16 protein-coding genes are annotated in these 23,105 nt (G+C 34.8%); 8 read left to right on the forward strand and 8 right to left on the reverse strand.

The window, feature by feature from the left end; translation table 11 throughout:
- Positions 1 to 13 precede the first annotated feature (13 nt).
- The 4 genes from FNW17_RS07090 to FNW17_RS07105 form a co-directional block, all read right to left on the reverse strand.
- A complete protein-coding gene (locus FNW17_RS07090; protein WP_144071265.1) occupies positions 14 to 448 on the reverse strand; it encodes a hypothetical protein in 435 nt (144 codons plus the stop codon).
- A 26-nt stretch (positions 449 to 474) separates the two neighbouring features.
- Positions 475 to 1,020: a DUF6252 family protein gene (locus tag FNW17_RS07095; protein WP_144071266.1), complete on the reverse strand. Its 546-nt coding sequence runs from the start codon at positions 1,018 to 1,020 to the stop codon at positions 475 to 477.
- 15 nt (positions 1,021 to 1,035) lie between these two features.
- Complete coding sequence (locus tag FNW17_RS07100) at positions 1,036 to 1,821, reverse strand: hypothetical protein (RefSeq protein WP_144071267.1); 786 nt, start codon at positions 1,819 to 1,821, stop codon at positions 1,036 to 1,038.
- A 118-nt stretch (positions 1,822 to 1,939) separates the two neighbouring features.
- Complete coding sequence (locus FNW17_RS07105; protein ID WP_144071268.1) at positions 1,940 to 2,482, reverse strand: hypothetical protein; 543 nt, start codon at positions 2,480 to 2,482, stop codon at positions 1,940 to 1,942.
- 297 nt (positions 2,483 to 2,779) lie between these two features.
- Here FNW17_RS07105 and FNW17_RS07110 point away from each other — a divergent pair, with 297 nt between their 5' ends.
- The 8 genes from FNW17_RS07110 (at position 2,780) to FNW17_RS07145 (ending at position 15,268) form a co-directional block, all read left to right on the forward strand.
- Positions 2,780 to 3,820, forward strand: a complete 1,041-nt coding sequence (locus FNW17_RS07110) for a GMP reductase (RefSeq protein ID WP_144071269.1) — start codon at positions 2,780 to 2,782, stop codon at positions 3,818 to 3,820.
- Positions 3,821 to 4,317: 497 nt separating this feature from the next.
- A complete protein-coding gene (gene pflB, locus FNW17_RS07115; protein ID WP_143390946.1) occupies positions 4,318 to 6,552 on the forward strand; it encodes a formate C-acetyltransferase in 2,235 nt (744 codons plus the stop codon).
- Positions 6,553 to 6,827: 275 nt separating this feature from the next.
- Complete coding sequence (gene pflA, locus FNW17_RS07120; protein WP_144071270.1) at positions 6,828 to 7,604, forward strand: pyruvate formate-lyase-activating protein; 777 nt, start codon at positions 6,828 to 6,830, stop codon at positions 7,602 to 7,604.
- Between the two features lie 32 nt (positions 7,605 to 7,636).
- On the forward strand, positions 7,637 to 8,815 hold the full coding sequence (locus tag FNW17_RS07125) for an L-lactate MFS transporter (RefSeq protein WP_144071271.1): 1,179 nt from the start codon (positions 7,637 to 7,639) through the stop codon (positions 8,813 to 8,815).
- Between the two features lie 118 nt (positions 8,816 to 8,933).
- Positions 8,934 to 9,329, forward strand: coding sequence for a hypothetical protein (locus FNW17_RS07130; protein WP_144071272.1), 396 nt, complete (start codon positions 8,934 to 8,936; stop codon positions 9,327 to 9,329).
- A gap of 170 nt (positions 9,330 to 9,499) precedes the next feature.
- The gene (locus tag FNW17_RS07135; protein WP_144071273.1) at positions 9,500 to 10,582 is read left to right on the forward strand and encodes an efflux RND transporter periplasmic adaptor subunit; all 1,083 of its coding nucleotides are present in this window, start codon (positions 9,500 to 9,502) and stop codon (positions 10,580 to 10,582) included.
- Positions 10,583 to 10,677: 95 nt separating this feature from the next.
- A complete protein-coding gene (locus FNW17_RS07140) occupies positions 10,678 to 13,848 on the forward strand; it encodes an efflux RND transporter permease subunit (RefSeq protein WP_144071274.1) in 3,171 nt (1,056 codons plus the stop codon).
- A complete protein-coding gene (locus FNW17_RS07145) occupies positions 13,838 to 15,268 on the forward strand; it encodes a TolC family protein (protein WP_144071275.1) in 1,431 nt (476 codons plus the stop codon). Before FNW17_RS07140 ends, FNW17_RS07145 begins: the two co-directional genes overlap by 11 nt.
- Positions 15,269 to 15,485: 217 nt before the next feature.
- Here FNW17_RS07145 and FNW17_RS07150 read toward each other — a convergent pair whose 3' ends face one another.
- From FNW17_RS07150 to FNW17_RS07165, 4 genes are all read right to left on the reverse strand, one after another.
- Positions 15,486 to 17,615: an elongation factor G gene (locus FNW17_RS07150; RefSeq protein ID WP_144071276.1), complete on the reverse strand. Its 2,130-nt coding sequence runs from the start codon at positions 17,613 to 17,615 to the stop codon at positions 15,486 to 15,488.
- A gap of 246 nt (positions 17,616 to 17,861) precedes the next feature.
- A complete protein-coding gene (locus tag FNW17_RS07155) occupies positions 17,862 to 18,431 on the reverse strand; it encodes a pentapeptide repeat-containing protein (protein WP_144071277.1) in 570 nt (189 codons plus the stop codon).
- A 64-nt stretch (positions 18,432 to 18,495) separates the two neighbouring features.
- Positions 18,496 to 18,930 carry a DUF6526 family protein gene (locus FNW17_RS07160; protein ID WP_144071278.1) on the reverse strand — a complete coding sequence of 145 codons (435 nt, stop codon included), beginning with the start codon at positions 18,928 to 18,930 and terminating at the stop codon, positions 18,496 to 18,498.
- Between the two features lie 1,783 nt (positions 18,931 to 20,713).
- Positions 20,714 to 22,858 (reverse strand): glycoside hydrolase family 97 protein, encoded by a 2,145-nt coding sequence (locus FNW17_RS07165; protein WP_144071279.1) that lies wholly within the window; start codon positions 22,856 to 22,858, stop codon positions 20,714 to 20,716.
- Positions 22,859 to 23,105 lie beyond the last annotated feature (247 nt).

The raw sequence follows: 23,105 nt of genomic DNA on the forward strand, positions 1-23,105 counted from the left end.
CTAAAATGACATTTTACTCAGTGCCTACTTTCATAGCATTTACCCATTTGATTACTTCTTCGAGAGCGTAAGCGTTGCGCTGCAAATAATCGGAGCCATTATTCCAATCGACATAAATGATGTCATATTGCTTGTTGTTTTCGTAAATGAGATTTCTTAGCTCAGTACTGTTTGAAAATTGCAAACTCGTTCTGAATGTTTCTTCATAAGTATTCATACCCCTTGTATTTTCGGGGCTAAAAACAGCACCTAAATCAAAACCTTCGGCTACGATCAATGGTTTAATAATATCAGAATGTCCTGCTGCTAAATCGATAGTTAGCATTACCGTTGCTGTTGCTCCTAGATGCTGCTTTATACCTGTTATCGTTTGACTATAAACTGTTTGTGCTTCTACATTTTGCAAACAGAAAATTACCAATATTGCTATTGTAAAAATATTTTTCATAATTAATTTGTTTTTTTTATGTTAATTTAATATTTCACGTCAAATCTACCCTCACGTACTTTAACAATCTCACCCTCACTATTTACAGCATCAAACCAAAACGTACCGCTCATTATTGCTTTATCAAAATTGTGATAAGTAATTTTTAGTTCGCCCGTAATTGTTTCTGTGGTTGAATAGTAATTCGGATGAGGACGAGCTACAGAATTTATATTAAACTCAGCATATTTTGAATTAGAACCATAGCTCTTTAGTGGAAAAATTACATTTACATTATCGTGTAAATTTTGATTTAAAGATGCAATATTTACAGAACGAATCTTATTATCGTCCCTTTGAGATATTCCTAGAGTAAGATTTCTACCATCTTGATAGAAAAAGAATAAGGCACTTCCTCCCGGGAAATATCCTTTGGGCAAGAATGCCATACCATCGACCAAGCAACCTGCTTTATTAGCACCTATTTGTGTGGCTGCTGGTAGTTTTTCTAGTTCGGTTTTGGGTTTGTCGTTGTCTTTGTCGCACGAGCTTAAAATAAAGGCAACTAAAGATAGTATTAATAGCTTTTTCATAAGTTTTTACTTTTACTAATTGTTTCTTTGGCTGTAAGGAATGATCGTCATTGTTTGCAGCACTTTAATTCTCGATTGGTTGTACAAGGATGTCCCAGTTGTCAAGTTGAGTTTATACTTCCAAATTTTCACCCCTTCTGTAGTATAATTTACCGCAACATTTTGATTAAACGGAACAGTTACATAACCAGCTCCATTTCCAAAATCAATTTGTATAGACTGAACTGTACTTTGATAATTGCTATAAAATAATGTAGATGGGATGCGAACTTGCATAGTTAAACCTTCATATTTTTGTATGTCAGGTGTCATTGCAAATGTTTGAAATTCTTGATACGGATTTTGCCAAACACCACTAATAAATTTGTCATAGGCCTTGGCATTGGTAACCGTTATTTTATTCGTAGTTACTGCATTATCTGCTACTTGAACGTATCTAAAGAATAGACCGCCAATAGCAACATAACTACCGCTACGGTTGTTTCTCCAACGAGTGTCATACTCTGTTGGTGTAACAAAACCTGCGGTAACATCACGAATCCGGCTCGTTAATAAGGTTTTATAAATTTGGCTCATTGCCGTCTTATTAGTAAAGGTACTATCTGTAAGCGTCCCATTGTATCTAGGAACATTTGTAAATTCCATACCATAATCTAGAAGGATGCCGTGCGGCACTCGGTTTTTGTCTAGATTGCCAAAAGTGGTGTTCATTTGCGTTGTGAATGCCGTGTTTATTTCTTGCTGTGCCACAACAACATTAAAAGCAAGAAGAATACTGAATAAAAAGCAATTTTTTTTCATATTTTGGTAGTGTTAAAATTAATAAACGTGAGGTGCTAATTTTTTTACGATGAGAAACTGTTCCATCTAACGGATTAGTCTTTCTTTTTTAGTTATTTATTACATATCTTTTCTGTTGTTAATTCGTATATTGCATATCGAAACGACCTTCTCGTATTTTGTGAATCACACCTTTGCCATCTTTAATGTCGTACCAAAATGTACCTGAAACAATGTGTTTGGTAAAATCAAGTTTGGATATTTTCATTTCCCCTTTTTCTACGTTAGATGTCCTTTTCAATTCATAAATTCCAGTTATATCATCTCCGAAGTAATACAATCCTGAAGCATTTCCATCGATTTTATCTTGAAGAATATAAATTTTACCCTCTTCTATTTTTAAATTATCTGTACTTAGGCCTAATCCTATTAGTTGATTTTTAGGATAAGTGCTTCCTTGCAATGAAAAATAATATCCATTAACATACTGATAAACACAATTTTTAGCGAGATTTTGATTTCCTGGCACAAAAGCCACTCCATCGAGCAAGCAACCAAAGGTTTTTGCTCCAGTTTGCGTAGCAGGCGGTAGTTTTTCTAACTCTGTTTTAGGTTTATCATCGTCTTTATCACAAGAGGTTAAGGTAAACACGGTTAAGATTAATAATAATAGGTTTCTCATAGTTTAGGATATTGATAATGAATGTTTTGTAAATCTACAAAAAAAAAAAAAAACAGTTTAACAAGTTAATTAACAATTAATTGTTAATTTTTTTGTAATCTGAATTTAGAATTTGATGGTAAAAAGTTTGAAATTCTATTTTTTTTTCTAAAGATGCAAACTTGGCATTGATGTTTGCCGCTAAAGAGGTATTGATGTTTTGAGCAGCTGCAAAATAAGTAACGCACAAAAAAATACTATTAAAGTATAATTTTTCTTAAATTTGAAACATATTTATACCATTAAAATCACTACCAAATGAGAATAGAAACAGAAATGAAATTGGGGTTCAAAGATGTAATGATTAGACCTAAACGATCAACATTAAAGAGCCGTTCTCATGTCAGTTTAGAAAGAGAATTCAAATTTTTGCACAGTACCGCAACTTGGACAGGAGTTCCAATTATGGCTGCCAATATGGATACTGTAGGAACATTTGCTATGGCAAAAGCTTTGGCCGAAGACAAACTTTTTACCGCCATCCACAAACATTATTCCGTTCAGGAATGGAATGATTTTTTGCGTGATTTAGCGCCAGAAATGTATAATTACATCGCCATAAGTACCGGAACAGGAAAAAACGATTCCAAAAAAATAGCTGATATTTTCCAAGCCAATCCACAATTGAAATTCATTTGTATAGATGTGGCCAATGGCTATTCGGAGCATTTTGTAAATTTTGTGCAACAAACTCGCAAGCAATATCCCGATAAAGTGATTATTGCCGGAAATGTGGTGACAGGCGAAATGGTAGAAGAATTATTATTGGCTGGAGCCGATATGATAAAGGTAGGAATTGGACCCGGTTCGGTTTGTACTACCAGAGTAAAAACGGGTGTGGGTTATCCTCAACTTTCAGCTATTATCGAATGTGCCGATGCCGCTCACGGTCTTGGCGGACAAATCATTAGTGATGGTGGTTGCAAAACTCCGGGTGATGTGGCCAAAGCTTTTGGAGCTGGTGCCGATTTTGTCATGCTTGGCGGAATGCTTGCTGGTCATACCGAAAGCGGTGGTGAATTGATAGAAATTGATGGCGAAAAGTTCAAACAATTTTACGGGATGAGTTCGACCACTGCAATGGAAAAACATTTAGGTGGCGTAGCTGAATATCGTGCAAGCGAGGGAAAAACAGTTGAAGTGCCTTTTAGAGGCGATGTTGAAGTGACTTTAAAAGATATTCTTGGCGGTTTGCGAAGTGCTTGTACCTATGTTGGTGCTTCCCGTTTGAAAGAATTGACCAAACGAACTACTTTTATAAGAGTAGCGGAGCAGGAAAACACGGTTTACACCAAATAAGTATTGCTCCTTATTAAGGAGTCATTTTTGATACTCTATTTGAATTGAAAGTGTAAATGGTATTAAAATATATTTTCATCAAATCCCCTTTCGAAGTTTTGCTTTGAAAGGGGATTTTTATTTACTATTTCTAACGGAATTAGTTTGTTTTTGGATCGATTCTTCTATGAATTATGTTCCAGTTTATACCAATTTCATTCCATTTTTTTTAATAAAAATTCACTCTACAGGTTCGTTTTCAGAAGAAATTGAGACAAAAATAAAAATTAAAAAAAGCTATACCGTTATCGTAATTTTCACAATTTTACTTCAAAATCCTTGAAATAATTAAGATAATAAATTTATGAGACTAATAATGTATTGAATTAGTTTTCAATGAGGTAAAACTTTAAGCTATTCCTAAAAAAATCGTAAAATACATATTCTATTTACATATTTCGTAAATTTAATCATAGAAATAAAGGAAAGAATTTAGATAAATTTTAGAGATATAAAAAATGAAAAATTTAGTAAAAAGTTTAGAGTTTAAAGTTGGTGTTTGGAAAGACAGTATTAATGTACACGATTTTATATTGCAAAACCTTAAATCGTACGAAGGTGATGCGAGTTTTTTGGTTGGCCCATCATTCAGAACAATTCAACTTTGGGATGTTTGTAAAGAATCACTTGTGAAAGAAAGAGAAAATGGTGGTTGTCTTGCCATTGATACCGAGGTTATTTCTAATATTACCTCATTTGAACCAGGATACATTCAAAAAGAAAATGAAACTATTGTAGGACTTCAAACTGATGAACTATTAAAAAGAGCGATGAAACCTTATGGTGGAATCAAATTAGTTGAATCAGCTGTAGCAGAAAAAGGATTGAAAGTTTCAGACAGAGTAGTAGATATTTTTAACTACGCCAAAAATCACAATCAAGCTGTTTTTGATGCTTATGATGGTGAAATTAAAACATTCAGATCCAAACACGTATTGACAGGTTTACCTGATAATTATGCAAGAGGAAGAATAATAGGTGATTTCAGAAGAGTAGCTCTTTATGGTATTGACCGATTGATTACAGAAAAAAAATTAGATAAAATAAATGTTTCTGGCGAAATGAGCGATGCTAAAGTTCGTTTGCGTGAAGAAATTGCAGAGCAAATTAAAGCCTTGCAAGACATGAAAACCATGGCTCTTTCTTATGGAATTGACATTTCGAAACCAGCAACTACTGCTCACGAAGCAGTTCAGTTTACTTATTTAGGATATTTAAGTGCTGTAAAAGAACAAGATGGAGCAGCAATGTCTCTTGGAAATGTTTCTTCGTTTTTAGATGTTTACATTCAAAATGATATCGAAGCTGGAATTATTGACGAAGAGCAAGCTCAAGAATATATTGACCAATTTGTAATGAAATTGCGATTAGTGCGTCACCTTCGTCCGGGAGCTTACGATGCTATTTTTGGTGGAGATCCAACTTGGGTTACTGAAGCCATTGGAGGTCAATTACACGATGGAAGAACCAAAGTGACTAAAACTTCTTTCCGTTTCTTGCAAACACTTTACAATTTAGGTGCTTCACCAGAACCGAATTTAACGATTCTTTGGTCTGAAAGTTTGCCACAAGGTTTCAAAGATTTTTGTGCACAAGTTTCTATCGACACTTCATCACTTCAATATGAAAATGACGATTTGATGAGAGACAATCGTGGTTCAGACGATTACGGAATTGCTTGTTGTGTTTCGTATCAAGAAATTGGAAAAACGATTCAACACTTTGGGGCTCGTGCCAATTTACCAAAAGCGCTTTTATTATCATTGAATGGAGGTAGAGAAGAAGTAGAAGGGGCTCAAGTTGTGAGTGGTATTTCAGAAATGGACGACGAAGTATTGGACTATAATACGGTAATGAAATCTTTCAAGAAAACATTGGCCGAAGTAGCTCGTGTCTACGCAAAATCAATGTATATCATTCATTATATGCACGATAAATATTATTATGAAAGAGCTCAGATGTCATTGATTGATAGCAATCCAAAAATTGATATCGCTTATGGAGCTGCGGGAATTTCGATTATTGCCGATTCACTTTCTGCTATTAAATATGCCAAAGTAACGCCAGTTAGAAACGAATTTGGTTTGACTTCAGATTTTAAAATTGAAGGTGATTTTCCAAAATTTGGTAATGACGACGATAGAGTAGATGTTATTGCTCAAGAAGTGACCAAAATCTTTATCGATGAGTTGAGAAAACACAAAACGTATAAAAATTCGACACCAACACTTTCCTTGTTAACGATTACTTCTAATGTGATGTACGGTTCCAATACAGGTGCAACACCTGACGGTCGTAAAGCGGGCGAGGCTTTTGCTCCGGGTGCCAATCCAATGCACGGTAGAGATGAAAATGGAGCGATTGCTTCTTTGAACTCGGTAAGTAAATTGAATTACAACGATGCCCAAGACGGAATTTCTTATACTTTCACTATGGTTCCCAAATCATTAGGAAACAATTTAGAAGAGCAAGTTAGTAATTTGACCACTACATTGGATGCTTATTTTGGAAGAAATGCACACCACTTGAATGTGAATATTCTAAACAAAGAAACCTTGTTGGACGCCTACAATCATCCTGAGAATTATCCTCAATTGACTATCCGTGTTTCGGGTTACGCTGTTAATTTTGTACGTTTGTCCAAAGCACACCAATTAGAAGTTATCAGCAGAACTTTCCACAGTACTATGTAATTTCAAATTATAATGTATTTTTATAAATTCTATTTTTTTAAATTTTTACTTAAAGAAATAGAATTTAATTTTAAGGTTCTTCTGGGAAAATTGTGAACATTTAGCTTATTTTCAAACCATTAAGATTTTAAGGTTCATTAAGCGCACTAAATCTTAATTTTCTTAATGATCTTAATGGTTTATTTGTTTGTGAGCTATACTGGTTGGCTGGATTAATATAATGTTTTAGCTTTTCATAAAAAACACAGTAGAACCAATTTTAATAACAAACACCTATGTACTTCCTAGAACAAGACGCCCATTTATTAAACGATTCGGATAATGATATTTTAAGGATTCATTCTTTAGAAACTTTTGGAACCCACGATGGTCCCGGAATTCGGATGGTGGTATTTGTTCAAGGTTGTCAATTTCGATGTTTGTATTGTCAAAATCCAGATTCTATAGACATTCACGGAGGAACATTGGTCACAATTGACGAATTGGTTTCGAAAGCATTAAAACAAAAATCTTATTTTGGTAAACAAGGTGGAGTAACCGTTTCTGGTGGTGAACCTTTGTTGCAAAGAACCAAATTAATTCACTTATTTGATCGTTTGCACGAAAACGGAATCAATACGTGTTTGGATTCGAATGGACGCGTTTTAGACGATCACACTAAAGAACTTTTAGAAAGAACTGATTTGCTGCTATTGGATGTCAAACACATCAATCCAGAATGGCACAAAAAACTCACTAGTTTAAACAATACCACTACATTAAAAATTGCCGAACACCGCGAAAGCACAGGCAAACCAATGTGGTTGCGTTATGTTTTTGTTCCGGGATGGACGGATCAAGAGGAATATTTACACGAATGGGCCAAACATTTTTCGGGTTATAAAACAGTTGAAAGAGTAGAAATTATCCCTTTTCACCAATTGGGAAAACACAAATGGGAGTTGATGAATATGAAATATGAGTTAGCCGATACACCTTCGCCTACAACAGAAGCCTTAGAAAATGCCAAAGCTATTTTCAGCTCGTATTTAGATAACGTTACCATAAAATAAATTCAGATTTTACCGCATTAAGAATTAGAAGAATGAAAAAGAATAAATATTTAATCGTGTTGGCAGGAATGATTATGCAGCTGTCCATCGGGTCTATTTATGCGTATAGCAAATGGATCGAACCTTTATCTAATGAATTGAATTGGGATGCTCACGATACCAAAACAGGGTTTAGTTTAGCCATTTGTTTCTTAGGATTAACGGCAGCTTTTATGTGCAAATTGGCTCAAAAAGTGGGGCCAACCAAAGCAGGATTGCTAGCAACATTATTTTTAACCTTAGGATTATTAGGAAGTGCTTTGGCTGTAAATATGGGTAATATCTACTTGTTTTACCTAACATTTGGTGTTTTACAAGGAATTGGTTTAGGATTTGGATATGTTGTTCCAGTTTATACCGTCGTAAAATGGTTTCCTGACAAACCGGGATTGGCTTCCGGAATTATCATTATGTCTTTTGCTTTAGGTTCCTTATTGGCTTCTTTTTTAATTGGGCCTTTAATTGCTTCTATGGGATTATCAGGCGCTTTTGCCACACTTGGAATTGGCTACGGAATTTGCATGTTGTTGAGCGCATTATATTTGGCAAATCCTGAAAGTACGAGCACACCACACCACACTCATATCGATTTAACTCCAAAAGAAATCCTAACAGACAAACGTTTTATGGCACTTTGGTTATTGTTGTTCTTAAACGTTTGTGGCGGAATTGCCATTATCTCCAAAGCGGCTGTTTTAGGGCAAGAAGTGGTAGGAATGAGTACTGCACAGGCGACAATGTTTGTAGCCATCATCGGGTTGTTTAATGGGATTGGGCGTTTGTTTTGGTCCAGTATTTCGGATAAAATTGGGTGTTGGACTACTTTTATGCTTTTTATTGGAATAAATGCTATTTGCTTCACTTTAATTCCTAGTTTTTCGACCAATAATACATCTTTTCAAATCTTGACTTATGTGATTATTGCGGGTTACGGAGCTGGTTTTGCTACAATGCCTTCGTTTGTAAAAAGTATTTATGGAACTGAAAATTACGGACAAGTTTTGGGTTACATCTTAACGGCTTGGTCTGCCGCAGCTTTTGCAGGACCATTATTGCTGGGTTTAAGCACAGAAATTACTATTTTCTATTTATTCTCAATCCTGTTAATCATTGCTTTAGTCGTTGGAATCTGGTTGAAAAGTTTGTTAGGAAATTCATTATTTATCAAATAAAAATGTGCAAACTGCCGTTAATAAAATTTCAATTTTAGGTAATATATAAATCTAACTTATAAAAAAAAAGTTAAAATTACTTTGTTGATGTTAGTTTGTCATTAACTTCGCAAAAAATATGAAAGCAAATATTTATTACATATTCTTACTTTTTCTTCTTGCACTTGGAGGAAATCATTTATTTGCAAATACGCATCAAAGTGCTGCAAGAGCTACTTTTTCTGAATATGGTGTAAAACATGAACAAATTAAACACAAAAAATCAAATCGACATAGTACCATAAATGTAGTAATTGATATTGATTTTGACGAGGAGTTCCATACCAATGAAAATCAAGAAGAAGGAAATTCTAATCATTTATTAGCAAATACCAACGGATTCTTAAACAATTGGTATTTGACTTTCGCTGACCCATTTTTTTTTAAAAATCGCTCCGATAATTTTAAAATTTCCGAACCTTTTAGTGTTCATTCCAATCCTATTTATCTTGTAATAGGAGATTTCAGAATTTGATATTTACCGCACATCAGTTCCCAAAGATGTGATTTTGTATCTTTAATCGAGGCTATTTATTTCATTTTATCTTTATTTAAGGTTCATAATTAACGCTGGCAACTGATTGTGTTTTTTTTTCAAAGGAATTCCTCATTCCAAGCATTATCTATTAAAACCATTTTTATATCATGAAGAAAATAATCGTGTTCGCGGGCTTGATAGCCTTGACGTGTATAACAAGCTGTACATCAAAAAAACAAGAAAAAAAAGAAGTTGAAAAATTTACGGTTACTAATCCTATATCCATTGATACTTCGTTTACCAAGCAATATGTTTCCCAAATCAAATCAGTGAGAAACGTTGAAATTCGGGCTCAGGAAAAAGGCTATTTACAAAATATTTATGTTGATGAAGGTCAATTTGTAAAGGCAGGGCAAGTGTTATTTCGAATCATGCCTGGATTGTATCAAGCTGAATTGTTGAAAGCACAAGCCGAAACCAAAGCCGCTGAAGTTGAATTTCAGAATGCTAAGACGTTAGCAGATAAAAACATAGTTTCCAAAAATGAGCAAGTTGTTGCTCAGGCCAGGTTAGATCAAGCACGAGCAGAAGTAGCACTAGCAAAACTTCATTTGTCATTCACTGAAATTAGAGCGCCCTTTGATGGAATCATCGACCGAATTCCTAAAAAATTAGGAAGTCTTATAGACGAAGGGGAATTATTGACGAGCCTTTCAGACAATAGTCAAATGTTTGCTTATTTCAACGTTTCTGAACCAGAATATATTCAATATGAGACGGATTTAAAAGATCGTGCCGACAACAATGTGAATCTGGTTTTAGCCAATGGCGACTTATTTAAATACAAAGGAAAAGTAGAAGTTATCGAAAGTGAATTTGATAACGAAACCGGAAATATCGCTTTTAGGGCAAGATTTGCCAATTCAGATAAATTGCTTCGAAACGGTGAAACGGGACAAGTGCAAATGGTTGTTCCCTTGAGAAACGCGATCGTGATTCCTCAAAAAGCAACCTATGAAATTCAAGATAAAAAGTATGTTTTTGTTGTGGATAAAAGCAATAAAGTAAGTTCTAGAGAGATTACAGTTTCAGGAGAAATTCCAGATTTGTATGTCATAAAAAGTGGAATTACTGCAAGCGATAAAATTCTATTTGAAGGCATTCAGAAGGTAAAAGATAACGACAAAATTAATTATGATTTCGTAGCGCCTCAAAAAGTAATTAATAATTTACGATTAAAAGCGGAGTAATAGTAAGCTAATAGTATTTAGTTTACAGTGTTCAGTAACGGTTTACTATTTAGAATATGAAACTCCATTTTGTTTAATCATTAAAAAATAAATCAATGTTTGATAAATTTATACAAAGACCTGTTATGTCGATAGTAATATCGCTTATCATAGTCTTTTTAGGGGTGTTAGCGGTAATGAATTTGCCAATAACCCAATTTCCGACCATATCGCCACCAATGGTCAATATTACTGCAGATTATCCTGGTTCTAACGGGGAATTGATGATCAAATCGGTTGTTATTCCATTAGAAAGAGCTTTGAATGGAGTTCCAGGAATGAAATATATGACCTCTGATGCAGGAAATGATGGTGAAGCGAGTATACAAGTTGTGTTTAACTTAGGTACTGATCCCAATCAAGCTGCCATTAATGTTCAAAATCGCGTCGCTTCGGTTACCAATAAATTGCCACCATTGGTAGTAAGAGAAGGGGTAAAGATTACCCGAGAAGTACCGAGTATGTTGATGTATGTGAACCTTTTTAGTACGGATAAAAATACCGACATGAAGTTCTTATACAATTATGCCGATATCAATGTTTTATCAGAATTAAAAAGGGTAAATGGTATTGGATCTGGGGATATTTTAGGAACACGAGAATATGCAATGCGTATTTGGTTGAAACCAGATCGTATGTTGGCTTATAAAATTTCAGCCGATGAGTTAATGGAAGCTTTATCAAGTCAAAGTTTAGAAGCCTCGCCGGGAAAAACAGGTGAAGCCTCAGGTAAACGTTCACAAGCGTTTGAATATGTATTGAAATACTCTGGCCGTTTTACCACCAAAGAGCAATATGAAAATATTGTAGTACGATCCAACAGCAATGGCGAACTTTTGCGTTTAAAAGATATTGCCAAAGTGGAATTTGGTAGCTCGATGTATGATATTTATTCCAATTTGAATGGAAAACCATCTGCTGCAATCGTACTAAAACAATCTTTTGGCAGTAATGCTAATCAAGTTATTGCTGATATCAAGACCAAATTAGAAACCATTAAAAAGAAATTCCCAAAAGGAATGGATTATGAAATTTCGTATGATGTTTCGAAATTCTTGGATGCTTCTATCGAAAAGGTAATTCACACATTAATTGAAGCGTTTCTTTTAGTAGGATTGGTGGTGTTTCTCTTCTTAGGAGATTGGCGTTCTACAATCATTACCGCTGTAGCAGTACCAGTCTCATTGATAGGAACTTTTGTTTTCATGCAATTCTTCGATATTTCACTTAATTTAATTACTTTATTTGCTTTGGTTTTGGCCATTGGGATAGTCGTCGATAATGCGATTGTAGTTATTGAAGCTGTTCATGCCAAAATGGAAGAAGAACCTATTTCGGCTCTTAAAGCAACTAAAAAAGTAATGCACGAAATTTCGGGAGCTATTATTGCCATTACCTTTTTGATGGTAGCAGTATTTATTCCTGTTACATTTATGTCTGGTCCAGTCGGAATGTTTTATAGACAATTTTCGATTACAATGGTAACTTCAATTGTTCTTTCAGGCGTCGTGGCATTGACATTAACACCAGCGCTCTGTGCGATGATGTTGAAAAACAATCACGGAAAACCTAAAAAGAAAACACCTATAAATAAATTCGTAGATGGTTTTAACGATTGGTTTAACCTGACACAAACTAAATATGAAAATCTATTAGGAAAAATAGTGAACAGACAGTCAGTTACTTTTATAGTCCTTTTAGTTTTTTGTGCTGGAACTTGGCTTATCAGTAGTACCGTTCCATCAGGATTTATTCCAAATGAGGATCAAGGAATGTTTTATGCCATTATTCAAACTCCTCCTGGTTCATCTTTAGAACGAACTAATGATATTGCAGATAAATTACAAAAAATTGCCGAAGGTGTAGAAGGAGTAAAATCAGTTTCTTCATTGGCGGGTTATGAAATTTTGACCGAAGGAACAGGATCTAATGCAGGAACTTGTTTGATAAATCTTAAGGATTGGAGCGACAGAAAACAATCAGTTCAGGAGATAATGACAGCATTAGAAGAAAAGTCGAAAGACATTCCGGGAGCCAATATCGAATTTTTTCAACCACCAGCCGTACCTGGATATGGAGCAGCAGGAGGATTTGAACTTCGCTTATTGGATAAAACGGGTTCGGGCGATTACAAAAAAATGGAATCAATCAATACTGATTTCGTAAAAGAATTGAACAAGCGTCCTGAATTGTCCAATGTATTTAGTTTCTATAGTGCTAGTTTTCCGCAGTACATGATGAAGGTGGACAATGATCTTGCACAACAAAAAGGAGTATCTATCGAAAATGCGATGAATACTTTGTCTACTCTTGTTGGAAGTAACTACGAGATTAGTTTCATTAAATTCGGAATTAATTATAAAGTAATCGTTCAAGCTGCACCAGAATATCGCTCACAACCCAATGATATTTTAAAACTCTATGTAAAAAACAATCGGGATGAAATGGTGCCTTTTTCAGCTTTTATGAAATTAGAAAAGGTGTATGGTCTATCTGAAATTACAAGGCATAATATGTACACTTCTACAGAAATTAGTGGTTCTGCTGCTCCGGGATATAGCAGTGGAACTGCCATTAAAGTAATTCAAGATGTTGCTGTCGAAAAATTACCTAGAGGATATGATATCGATTGGGCAGGTATCTCTGCCGATGAGGTTGCTCAAGGCAATCAGGCAATATGGGTATTCTTAATTTGTTTAGCATTTGTGTACTTGGTTTTGGCCGCTCAATACGAAAGTTTTATTTTACCATTTTCGGTAATCCTTTCTTTGCCAGCAGGTATTTTTGGCGCTTTCCTTATGTTAAAACTGACAGGATTAGAAAATAATATTTATGCTCAAGTTGCTATGGTAATGCTCATTGGTTTACTCGGAAAAAATGCCGTGTTGATTGTAGAATTTGCCATACAAAAGCATGCGGCAGGAAAATCAGTTTTTGAAGCTGCAATAGAAGGCGCCAAAGCAAGATTTCGTGCTATTTTGATGACCTCTTTTGCTTTTATTGCAGGCTTATTGCCACTTGCTATGGCTACAGGACCAGGTAAAATTGGTAACCGAACTATTGGAACTGCTGCAGCTGGAGGTATGTTGATAGGAACCATTTGTGGTGTCTTTGTGATACCAGGATTGTATTATATTTTCGGTAAAATAGCCGAAAGATTTACCTATGTTAAAAATCAAAAAGAAAATCCATTAACCGAAGAATTTGATGATCATCATGCTAAATAAAAAGTTATTTAAATATAGTGTTACGCTAAGTATTTGCTTGGCGGTAGCTAGTTGTACTCCAGCTCTAACACCTTTGACAGCAACAAAATCTGTTCCTGAATCATTTGAAAAGAGTACCGATACGACCAATATGTCCAGTACACTGTGGAGAACCTATTTCAAAGATCCAAATTTGGTGAGTTTGATTGATACGGCCTTGAAAAACAATCAAGAATTGCAGATTACTTTGCAAGAAATAGAAATCGCCAAAAACGATATTCGTGTTCGAAAAGGCGCACTTTTACCAAGCGTTGGAGTTGGAGTTGGCGCAGGAATCGAAAAAGTGGGGCGCTACACTAGTCAAGGTGCTGGAGATGCTTCTACTGAGATAATGCCCGGCAAAGAAATGCCCGATCCGTTGGCTGATTTCAAGTTGGCGGCTTTTGCCAGTTGGGAAGTAGATATTTGGAAAAAACTACGCAATTCGAAGAAAGCGGCTGTAAGTCGTTATTTATCGACTGTTGAAGGAAAGAATTTCGTGATTACGAATCTTATTGCCGAGGTGGCTGATTCTTATTACGAATTGCTGGCTTTGGATAGCCAATTGGATATCGTAAAACAGAATATAGCCTTGCAAAGTAACGCTTTGGAAATCGTAAAAATTCAGAAAGAAGCCGCTAGAGCTACTGAATTGGCAGTACAAAAGTTTCAAGCCGAGGTTTTGGCTTCAAAAAGTATGGAGTTTGATATTCTGCAAAACATCAAAGAAACGGAGAATAAAATCAACTTCCTTCTGGGGCAATATCCACAGGAAATTACGAGAGATAAAACCAATTTTGTAAGTTTGATTCCTGCGGTAATTCATTCTGGGATTCCTTCGCAAATGTTAGCGAATCGTCCTGACATCAAACAAGCAGAATTGGAACTCGAAGCGGCAAAACTGGATGTGAAAGTTGCTCGTGCCGAGTTTTATCCGTCACTTGATATTTCTGCAGCGGTAGGATTCAATGCGTTCAAACCTTCGTATTTGTTTACGTTGCCAGAATCTTTGTTGTATTCCTTGGCGGGAGATTTGGTCGCGCCGGTCATTAATAGAAATGCCATCAAAGCCGAGTACAGTTCTGCCAATGCAAGACAATTGCAAGCTTTGTACAACTACGAACGTACCATCTTGAATGCATATCTAGAAGTTTCGAGCCAACTTTCCAGAATCAATAATCTGGAAAAAAGCTATGAGCTAAAATCGCAACAAGTAGCTGCATTGAATCGCTCAATTGATGTGGCTGGTGATTTATTTAAATCGGCGCGTGTAGATTATTTTGAAGTCTTAATGACTCAACGAGATGCCTTGGAAAATAAACTCGAATTGGTAGAAACCAAAAAAGCCCAACTCAATGCCACTGTTCACGTCTATAGAGACTTAGGAGGAGGTTGGAAATAGTATTATTTTCTAGGAGAACAAAAGCCCTGAACAATAGTGTAACTGCCCCCAAAAAATTAGACACTATTTGGGGGTATTTTTATTAACCTCAATTCCCAAAAATAGCAACAAAAGATTTTTATTTTTCGATTTAGTCTATATTTAAGGTCACAAGAAACAAAAAGTTTCCCAAATTTACACTGAACCCAAAAGTTTAGACAAATTTATTGAAATGCATTTATACCAGTTCTTCTTCTTTTTTAAATTCAGAAACTAATTTTTTCTGCATATCAAAAGAAACCGATTCATAATGATCAAATTTCATAGTAAATCGAGCTCTTCCCTGAGTGATGGAACGCAAATCACTACCAAATTCCTGTATTTCTGCAAATGGAAGATAAGCCGTAATCAGAGTAAATTGACCTTCGCCATCCATACTTTCAACAGCGGCTCTATGAGTTTGAATATTACTCATAATGGCGCCAGTAAGTTCTTCTGGAGCTTGAATTTGAACGCGATAATAAGGCTCTAATAACTGTGGGTCGGCTTTTACAAAGTTTTCTTTGAACGCCATCATTCCAGCTGTTCTAAAAGCTGAATCGTTACTGTCTACAGAGTGCATTTTTCCATCAAAAACAACAACTCTTATATCTCTAACATAAGAACCAGTTAATGGACCACTATTCATTTTCTCCATAATTCCTTTCAAAATTGATGTATGAAAACGGGTATCAATTGCTCCACCAACAATGCAGTTGTAATAAATTAATTTTCCACCCCAATGTAAATCAATTTCTTCTTTTCCTCTAATATTATATCCTTTGGGTTCATCCATTCCTTCGTACCAAGGTTCGATTTTCATTGCTATTTCGGCAAATTGTCCGGAACCACCCGATTGTTTTTTGTGACGATAGGTGACTTCGGCACTTTTTTGAATCGTTTCGCGATACGGTATTTTCGGATTTCGGAATTCCACAGAGAGTTTATATTGTTTTTCTAGTTTCCATTTAATGATGGCTAAATGCAACTCACCATGACAATGAATAATAGTCTGATTCAATTCAGGTGAAACTTCAATTCTAATGGTTGGATCTTCTTCGACCAATTGGTGCAAAGCCATGGATAATTTTTCTTCTTCGCCCTTTTTGGTGCCTTCCACAGCAATCGAATAAGTAGAATTTGGAAAAACAATTGGCGTAATTTCAATGTGTTTTCCTTTTTCGTGAAGCGTGTTATTGATGTGTGTGTCTTTCAATTTTAAAGTCGCACCAATATCTCCAGCGGTCAATTCATTTACAGCAGTTCGTTTGCTTCCTTCCACTTCATACAATTGATTGATGCGTTCGATTTGACCCGTATTTTCGTTGGTTAATTCGTCTCCCACTTTGATTTTTCCCGAAAGTACCTTGAAGAAACTTAAATCGCCAATATGAGGCTCTGAGAGGTTTTTATAAATAAATATGGCAGTTGGACCTTTTTCGCTGCATTCAATTTCTTTTCCGTCGATGGTTTTTTGTTTGGGCATTTCATAAGCCGATGGACACACATTATCAATGAATCCCATGATGCGACCACTTCCCATATTTTTCTTGGCTGATACACAAAAGACAGGGAAGATTTCGTGTTTTATCAAGGAGTGATGCAAACCTAATTTCATTTCATTTTCATTCAACTCTCCTTTTTCGAAATATAATTCCATTAAGGTTTCGTCGTTTCCTGCGATTGTTTCTATTAATTCCTGATGCAAACGATTCGCTTTTTCGATTTCAGTTTCCGGAATGGGCAGTTTTTCGGGTTTTCCACCATTTTTTGGATATTTGTACAGCACCATATTCAAAACATCGACAATAGCGTCAAATTCTAGACCCTGGTTTAAAGGATATTGAACCACAACCACACTTTGTCCAAAATGATCTTTGGCATCTTGAATGGTTTTGTCGAAGTCTGATTTTTCATTGTCTAATTGGTTTACGGCTAACAAAATGGGTAATTTATAATCATTGGCATACTCCCAAATAATGTCGGTTCCTACTTCAACACCCATCGAAGAGTTCAAAAGCATTAAACCACAATCGGCAACGCGCATTGCTCCAATAATTTCTCCAGCGAAATCATCGTAACCGGGCGTGTCCAGCAAATTTATTTTGTAGCCTCTCCATTTTGTATTTACTAATTTAGAAAAAAAAGATTTACCTTTTTCGTGTTCAATATCCGAATAATCGGCGACTGTATTTTTCTCTAGGATGGAACCTCTTCGATTGATTGTCCCAGCTTCAAATAACATCGACTCAATTAGAGTCGTCTTGCCGCTTCCGGTATGTCCCACTAAAACCACATTTTTAATGTGTTTAATATCAAAATTTGCCATATCTCTTTGATTTAAATTAGATTAGTGTATCAAATTTCAAAATAAATAATTGTTTCAAATATGATATATATCATATTTTATATAGTATGTAAACGTTATTTTTTGGAAGAAAAATTTTATTTATGCAGAAAAGATTTGGGAAAGTAATTTTAGACTAATAAAAGTACTAAATTATTTTAGTATTGGATCTAAAAATAAACATAAATTACTTAAGTAGAAATAATTAAGTGTCCAATGGAATTATTTTTAAGTCACAACAATATCGTGTTTAAAAAGCAAACCTTTGATTTCCGCTAGAGAAAACAGGGCTTTCTTAATCTTAGTTTTTGTAGGGTCAATGGAGTAATTGTAACTGGTTTTAAAATTAGCCTTATTCGCATTGGCTTTGCCAAATTCAGAGCGGTATAAATCACAGTTGTCGAAAACTACTTCGGTTAAATCGGCGCTCATAAAATCGACGGCAACCATACTGCAATCGACAAAAGAAGTTGCTTTTATTTTCAGGGTATAAAATTTAGAAAAATCCAAGACACATTCCTTGAAATGAACTTCAAAGATGAGTTTGTCGCACATCGAAAAATTGACATCCTCTATTTTGCAACGGTTAAAAAACACACTTCTCAGGGCAACGTGATTGATTTTGGCTCCGCTAAAAAGACAATCGTTGAAGGTACAATCGATAAAAATGACTCCAATAAAATTGCATTTCGTGAAATCACAACCGTTAAAAGTACAGCATTCAAATTCCTTTAAATTGACTTCTTTTTCACCATAAGTGAGTTTGTTGTATTCGACGTCAAGGAAATAATCTGACATTTATGGGTTTTAAAGATGCAGCGACAAAGAAACAAAATTTAAGGAGGTAATGACAATTATTTTTTCAAACCCTTTCGTAATCGCCTTTCCAATGTACAATTGCTTTTTTTATTTGGGTTCCGGAAAGATTTTCCTGCATAGTTTTTTCAATAAGTTCCTTAAGTTCTTCATCGGGAGCGAATCGTAAGGCAAATAATTGGTCTTCCTTTAATTGCTTTTCAATAACCTCGAATCTTTTCCAAGTTAGGGCAAAATAGCGGTACCTAAGTTCTAACCGAACGATACGGTTTTGCAAAGTCAACGCATAATGTTGGCGCAGCATATAAGCCAAACAAAACATTGCAATAAAAAGAGCACTGATAAATGCCCAAATCAATTTGTCTTCGGTGGCGAATGCAAAATAAATACTAAAGACTATGAAAGTCAGTATGATAGGATAATATACAAAATGATGCGGCGTATAATAGCGAATGTGATTTTTGAAAGTTTGTATCTCCATAATTTTATTTAAAGTTTTTTAAGAATATTAAAAATCACTAATTTTTATTATCGACCGAGTTTTATTTGACTTAAACAGCTTCTTCTGATTAATGGGTATCAAGCTCGTGTACCTTTTCGTTGGCCATAGACGGAAAGTTGAAAAACCCCTATGTTCTTGATGCCATTTTGTCAACTTGTCAAATCAGAAAGAATACTATTAAATGATTTTTTTTATAAAAAGTATGGTCATCAATTTATAAATACACCACTATTTGACTAGCCGTATATTGAATCGTTATTTGAAAATAATACTGCGCTTTAAGAATAGTTTTTAAATGCGTTCCCAAGATTTTTTTTAGAGTCATGGCTTTTTGTTTTAATTATTTTTTAAACGTCGATTAAGAGGCATAAAAAATAATCTATAAGTTATTCAAAAGTAGTCTGGTACGTTTCAGAAAGCATTATATAATTTTAAAAAGGAGTTGTAATATTCACGGATTTGGGTTGGAGAGATACTTTTAATAGAAGTGTTATAAAAGCAAAAACTCTAAACGATTTAAAGTGTTTAGGGGATGAAAAATATTAGTGAAACAATAGTGTTTTTTATCGGAGTTAGGAGATAAGTTTAGGCAAAAATGAATATTTGGAATAAGATTTAAAATGGTTAATTTACATTGAAACTTATGAAGTTTTGGGTGGTTTATTAATCATCATCCCAAAGACAAGAGCATTGAGCGCTTTGATAAATTTCTCAATTATGGTTGACATTGTATTGACGAATATCGTACAGGATTTCAGTGGTTTGCCTATTGCAGGAGTTTTTAGTGCTATTTTGATTTGGATACGATAACAAAGAAAAATACGTGATATTGTTTAAATAAAAGACCAAATCAAACAGTAATAAAACACAATAAACTGCTATTAGTAAGTATTTTATTTTTTTGACCATGACGAGACAATTTACAAACCATTTCGTGAATGTTTTTAAGGAATTGGCTATGTGGAATCTGGTATAAAAAGTCTTTTTAAATTCTCAAATTTAAATAAAATTAAGGGATTTTATTTTTTAAATCCACTTCATAATTTGATCAGAATATAGTTTTTTTTTCTTTTTATGAATTGATGTTTTTGAGTTATGATTTGAAGAAATGGTCAATTTTAATAAGTTCTTTGAAGATAAATAGTCCACTTATATTGTTTAAAATGAGCTACTAATTAAATATAAAACTAAACAACTAGTTTTTTTAAAATAAAAAAAGTCAGATTCTTTGTGTAGATATAGATAAAAATAAGTTTATTGTTTTAAAATTTTGCTCATAGTTGACCATCATATTAATAAAATTTTTTCAAAAGACAAAAAAGGAAAAAAAGAAAGTCATCTTATCATTGGAGGTTTCAAGAAAGTCAAGTTTTTTTTAAAGAAAATACTACTCCAAATATCCTTTGCCACTGGCCTGAATATAAAATCAGAAGTTGTTATGAAATTGCGATGTGGAGTTTTTTTATAAAAACTGGAGGCCTGAACTTTACTTTCTTGAAACTGGAGCTTAATTTTCTTTCTTTCTTTCTTTCTTTCTTTCTTCTTAATCCGAATTTTCCTTTTAGGACTAATCCAAAAATGTTCTTTTTAGATCCATACTCTATCGTTAAATTTATTTTTATGAGTGCAGAATATTACTTTATTGGAAACGTAGATTTCAAGAATCAACGTTGTAAATGATGGTCTGCACTCATAAAAACATGCATAATAAATCCAACCGCGGGGGAAAGTATCTCAAATTTACAAAACGATGCTGTTTAATTTATATTTTCTTCAAACCTTTCATTTTTGAATCGGTTGCTTCTTTGATGCTAATTGCAACACCTCCTCCAGGAGCAAGATATTGTTTTAATATACTTTTTGAAGTTACGATAACTTTAGAAACAGTATAGTTCTGTGGTTTTACGTTCCAACTGGCATCTTTAGCATCGGCATAAATTGTGGCGATGTATTTTTTGCCAGTAGGCAAAAAATCAAAAGCGATAGTTGCCGTTCTTCCATTTTCATCGGTAATTCCACCCACAAACCAAGCAACTTTTTCTTTGGCTTTACGTGCAATGGTAATGTAATCACCAGGTTCAGCTTCCAAGATGTAACTATTATCCCAGTCTACAGCCACGTCTTTAATGAACTGAAAAGCATCTGGAAAACGATTGTAATTATCAGGAATGTCTGCCGCCATTTGCAGCGGACTGTACATCGTTACATAATATGCTAATTGTTTTATCAAAGTAGTATTCACTCGTTGATTCCCACCAGTTTTGTAATAGGTAAGATCCGTCTGGAAAATACCTGGGGTAAAATCCATTGGTCCACCCATCAAACGAGTAAATGGCAAAATTGTCGTATGATCAGGATTCAATCCAGCCATAGCTTCAAACTCATTTCCTCTAGCAGATTCCTGAGCAATCCAGTTAGGATAGGTACGATTTAAACCAGTCGGACGAACGGCTTCGTGGCTATCAACCATAATTTTATAATCGGCAGCGCGTTCGGCTACGTGTATGTAATGGTTGACCATCCATTGCCCATCATGATGCTCACCACGTGGAATAATCTGTCCCACGTAACCTGTTTTTACTGCATCATATCCATTGGCATTCATAAACTCAAAAGCACGATCCAAACGGCGTTCGTAATTCGTGGCTGCTCCCGAAGTTTCGTGGTGCATGATGATTTTTACTTTTTTTGCGGCAGCATATTCATGAACAGCTTTGACGTCAAAATCAGGATAGGCAGTAACAAAATCAAAAACTTCTTCTTTCCAGTTGCCTACCCAGTCTTCCCAACCAACGTTCCAACCTTCAATAAGGATAGCGTCAAAACCATTTGCAGAAGCAAAATCAATATATTTTTTGGCATGCTCTGTGGTTGCCCCGTGTCTTCCATTTGGAGTTAACTTAGTGAAATCATCAGAAAGTTTTACATTATTTTCTTTTCCGTAAGCCCAAGTGCTTTTACCAGCCACGAAATATTCCCACCAAATCCCAATATATTTCACAGGTTTTATCCAAGAAACATCTTTGTAGGCTGAAGGTTCGTTGAGGTTTAGAATTAATTTGGAAGCCAGAATTTCAGTTGCTTTATCGCTCACGACAATAGTTCTCCAAGGTGTTTGGGTATCGGTTTGCATATAGCCTTTGTTACCCAGTGCATCTGGAGTAAGATGACTGGTCATTTTTAAAGTTGCAGCATCAACTTGTAAAGACATTGCGGGATAATTAATCAAAGCCGCTTCGTGAATGTTGATGTACAATCCATCATTGGATTTCATCATTGACGGGGTTTGCACTGCTATTTCTTTGATGGGTTGTTGTGCATTGATGACAACTGTTGCTTTTTTCATCCGAGACGGAATCTCGGAGATTTTTGAAGTGGTGTAGGCATATTCATTGGTATCATAATCTCCCGGAATCCAAAATATTTTGTGGTTGCCTGCCAATTGGAATTCGGTGTGTTCTTCTTTGATGACAAAATATTTTAAATCATCCTGTTTTGGGAATTCATATCGAAAACCCAATCCGTCGTTGAACAGACGAAAGCGAATACGGATGTAACGGTTCTTGTTTTTAGCCTGCGCCAAGGTAACTACCAACTCGTTGTAATTGTTGCGAATGGTTTTTTCTTCACCCATAACTGGATTCCAGAACTCATCCACCGATTTTTGTTCAGAATTAGTAATTGAAAAACCATCCATAAACGAAGGAGCGTCTTTTATCTCCAATCCTAAAGTGCTAGGCTTTATTACGTATTTTCCTTTATAGTATAATTGGTAAGACGGCACGCCATTTGCGGCAAGCTCAAATTTAAGGACGAGATTTTTATTGGGTGAATTTATTTCTTGCGCTTGTGCCAAAAAGGGAACAATGCAAATAAATAAAAATATTGCATGAAGATGGTTTCTCATTATTTAAAAATTATTTTTTTGTTTTTTGAATTAAAATAGTAAAGCAAAGACGCACAAAGGCAAATAGTTTCGAAGTATTAAAAATTTAAACAAACCGTACAATTAATTTAAACAAGAATTTATGAATTAAATCTTTGATGCCTTCGTGGCTTTACAGTAACAACATGTGGGTGAAAATTGCCTCAATTTAGTTCTTTTTCAATCTGGAATTGTGTATAAAAGGAGGGACTTGATTTAATATCTTTTA

The sequence above is a fragment of the Flavobacterium franklandianum genome, from assembly GCF_007097365.1.
Lineage (GTDB): Bacteria > Bacteroidota > Bacteroidia > Flavobacteriales > Flavobacteriaceae > Flavobacterium > Flavobacterium franklandianum.

Coding starts and splice junctions, on each gene's coding strand:
- FNW17_RS07155 (WP_144071277.1), bottom strand. CDS start 18,431: ATGTCAGATTATTTCCTTGACGTCGAATACAACAAACTCACTTATGGT.
- FNW17_RS07130 (WP_144071272.1), top strand. CDS start 8,934: ATGAAAGCAAATATTTATTACATATTCTTACTTTTTCTTCTTGCACTT.
- FNW17_RS07110 (WP_144071269.1), top strand. CDS start 2,780: ATGAGAATAGAAACAGAAATGAAATTGGGGTTCAAAGATGTAATGATT.
- FNW17_RS07165 (WP_144071279.1), bottom strand. CDS start 22,858: ATGAGAAACCATCTTCATGCAATATTTTTATTTATTTGCATTGTTCCC.
- FNW17_RS07090 (WP_144071265.1), bottom strand. CDS start 448: ATGAAAAATATTTTTACAATAGCAATATTGGTAATTTTCTGTTTGCAA.
- FNW17_RS07140 (WP_144071274.1), top strand. CDS start 10,678: ATGTTTGATAAATTTATACAAAGACCTGTTATGTCGATAGTAATATCG.
- FNW17_RS07135 (WP_144071273.1), top strand. CDS start 9,500: ATGAAGAAAATAATCGTGTTCGCGGGCTTGATAGCCTTGACGTGTATA.
- pflA (WP_144071270.1), top strand. CDS start 6,828: ATGTACTTCCTAGAACAAGACGCCCATTTATTAAACGATTCGGATAAT.
- FNW17_RS07095 (WP_144071266.1), bottom strand. CDS start 1,020: ATGAAAAAGCTATTAATACTATCTTTAGTTGCCTTTATTTTAAGCTCG.
- FNW17_RS07160 (WP_144071278.1), bottom strand. CDS start 18,930: ATGGAGATACAAACTTTCAAAAATCACATTCGCTATTATACGCCGCAT.
- FNW17_RS07100 (WP_144071267.1), bottom strand. CDS start 1,821: ATGAAAAAAAATTGCTTTTTATTCAGTATTCTTCTTGCTTTTAATGTT.
- FNW17_RS07125 (WP_144071271.1), top strand. CDS start 7,637: ATGAAAAAGAATAAATATTTAATCGTGTTGGCAGGAATGATTATGCAG.
- FNW17_RS07150 (WP_144071276.1), bottom strand. CDS start 17,615: ATGGCAAATTTTGATATTAAACACATTAAAAATGTGGTTTTAGTGGGA.
- FNW17_RS07145 (WP_144071275.1), top strand. CDS start 13,838: ATGCTAAATAAAAAGTTATTTAAATATAGTGTTACGCTAAGTATTTGC.
- FNW17_RS07105 (WP_144071268.1), bottom strand. CDS start 2,482: ATGAGAAACCTATTATTATTAATCTTAACCGTGTTTACCTTAACCTCT.
- pflB (WP_143390946.1), top strand. CDS start 4,318: ATGAAAAATTTAGTAAAAAGTTTAGAGTTTAAAGTTGGTGTTTGGAAA.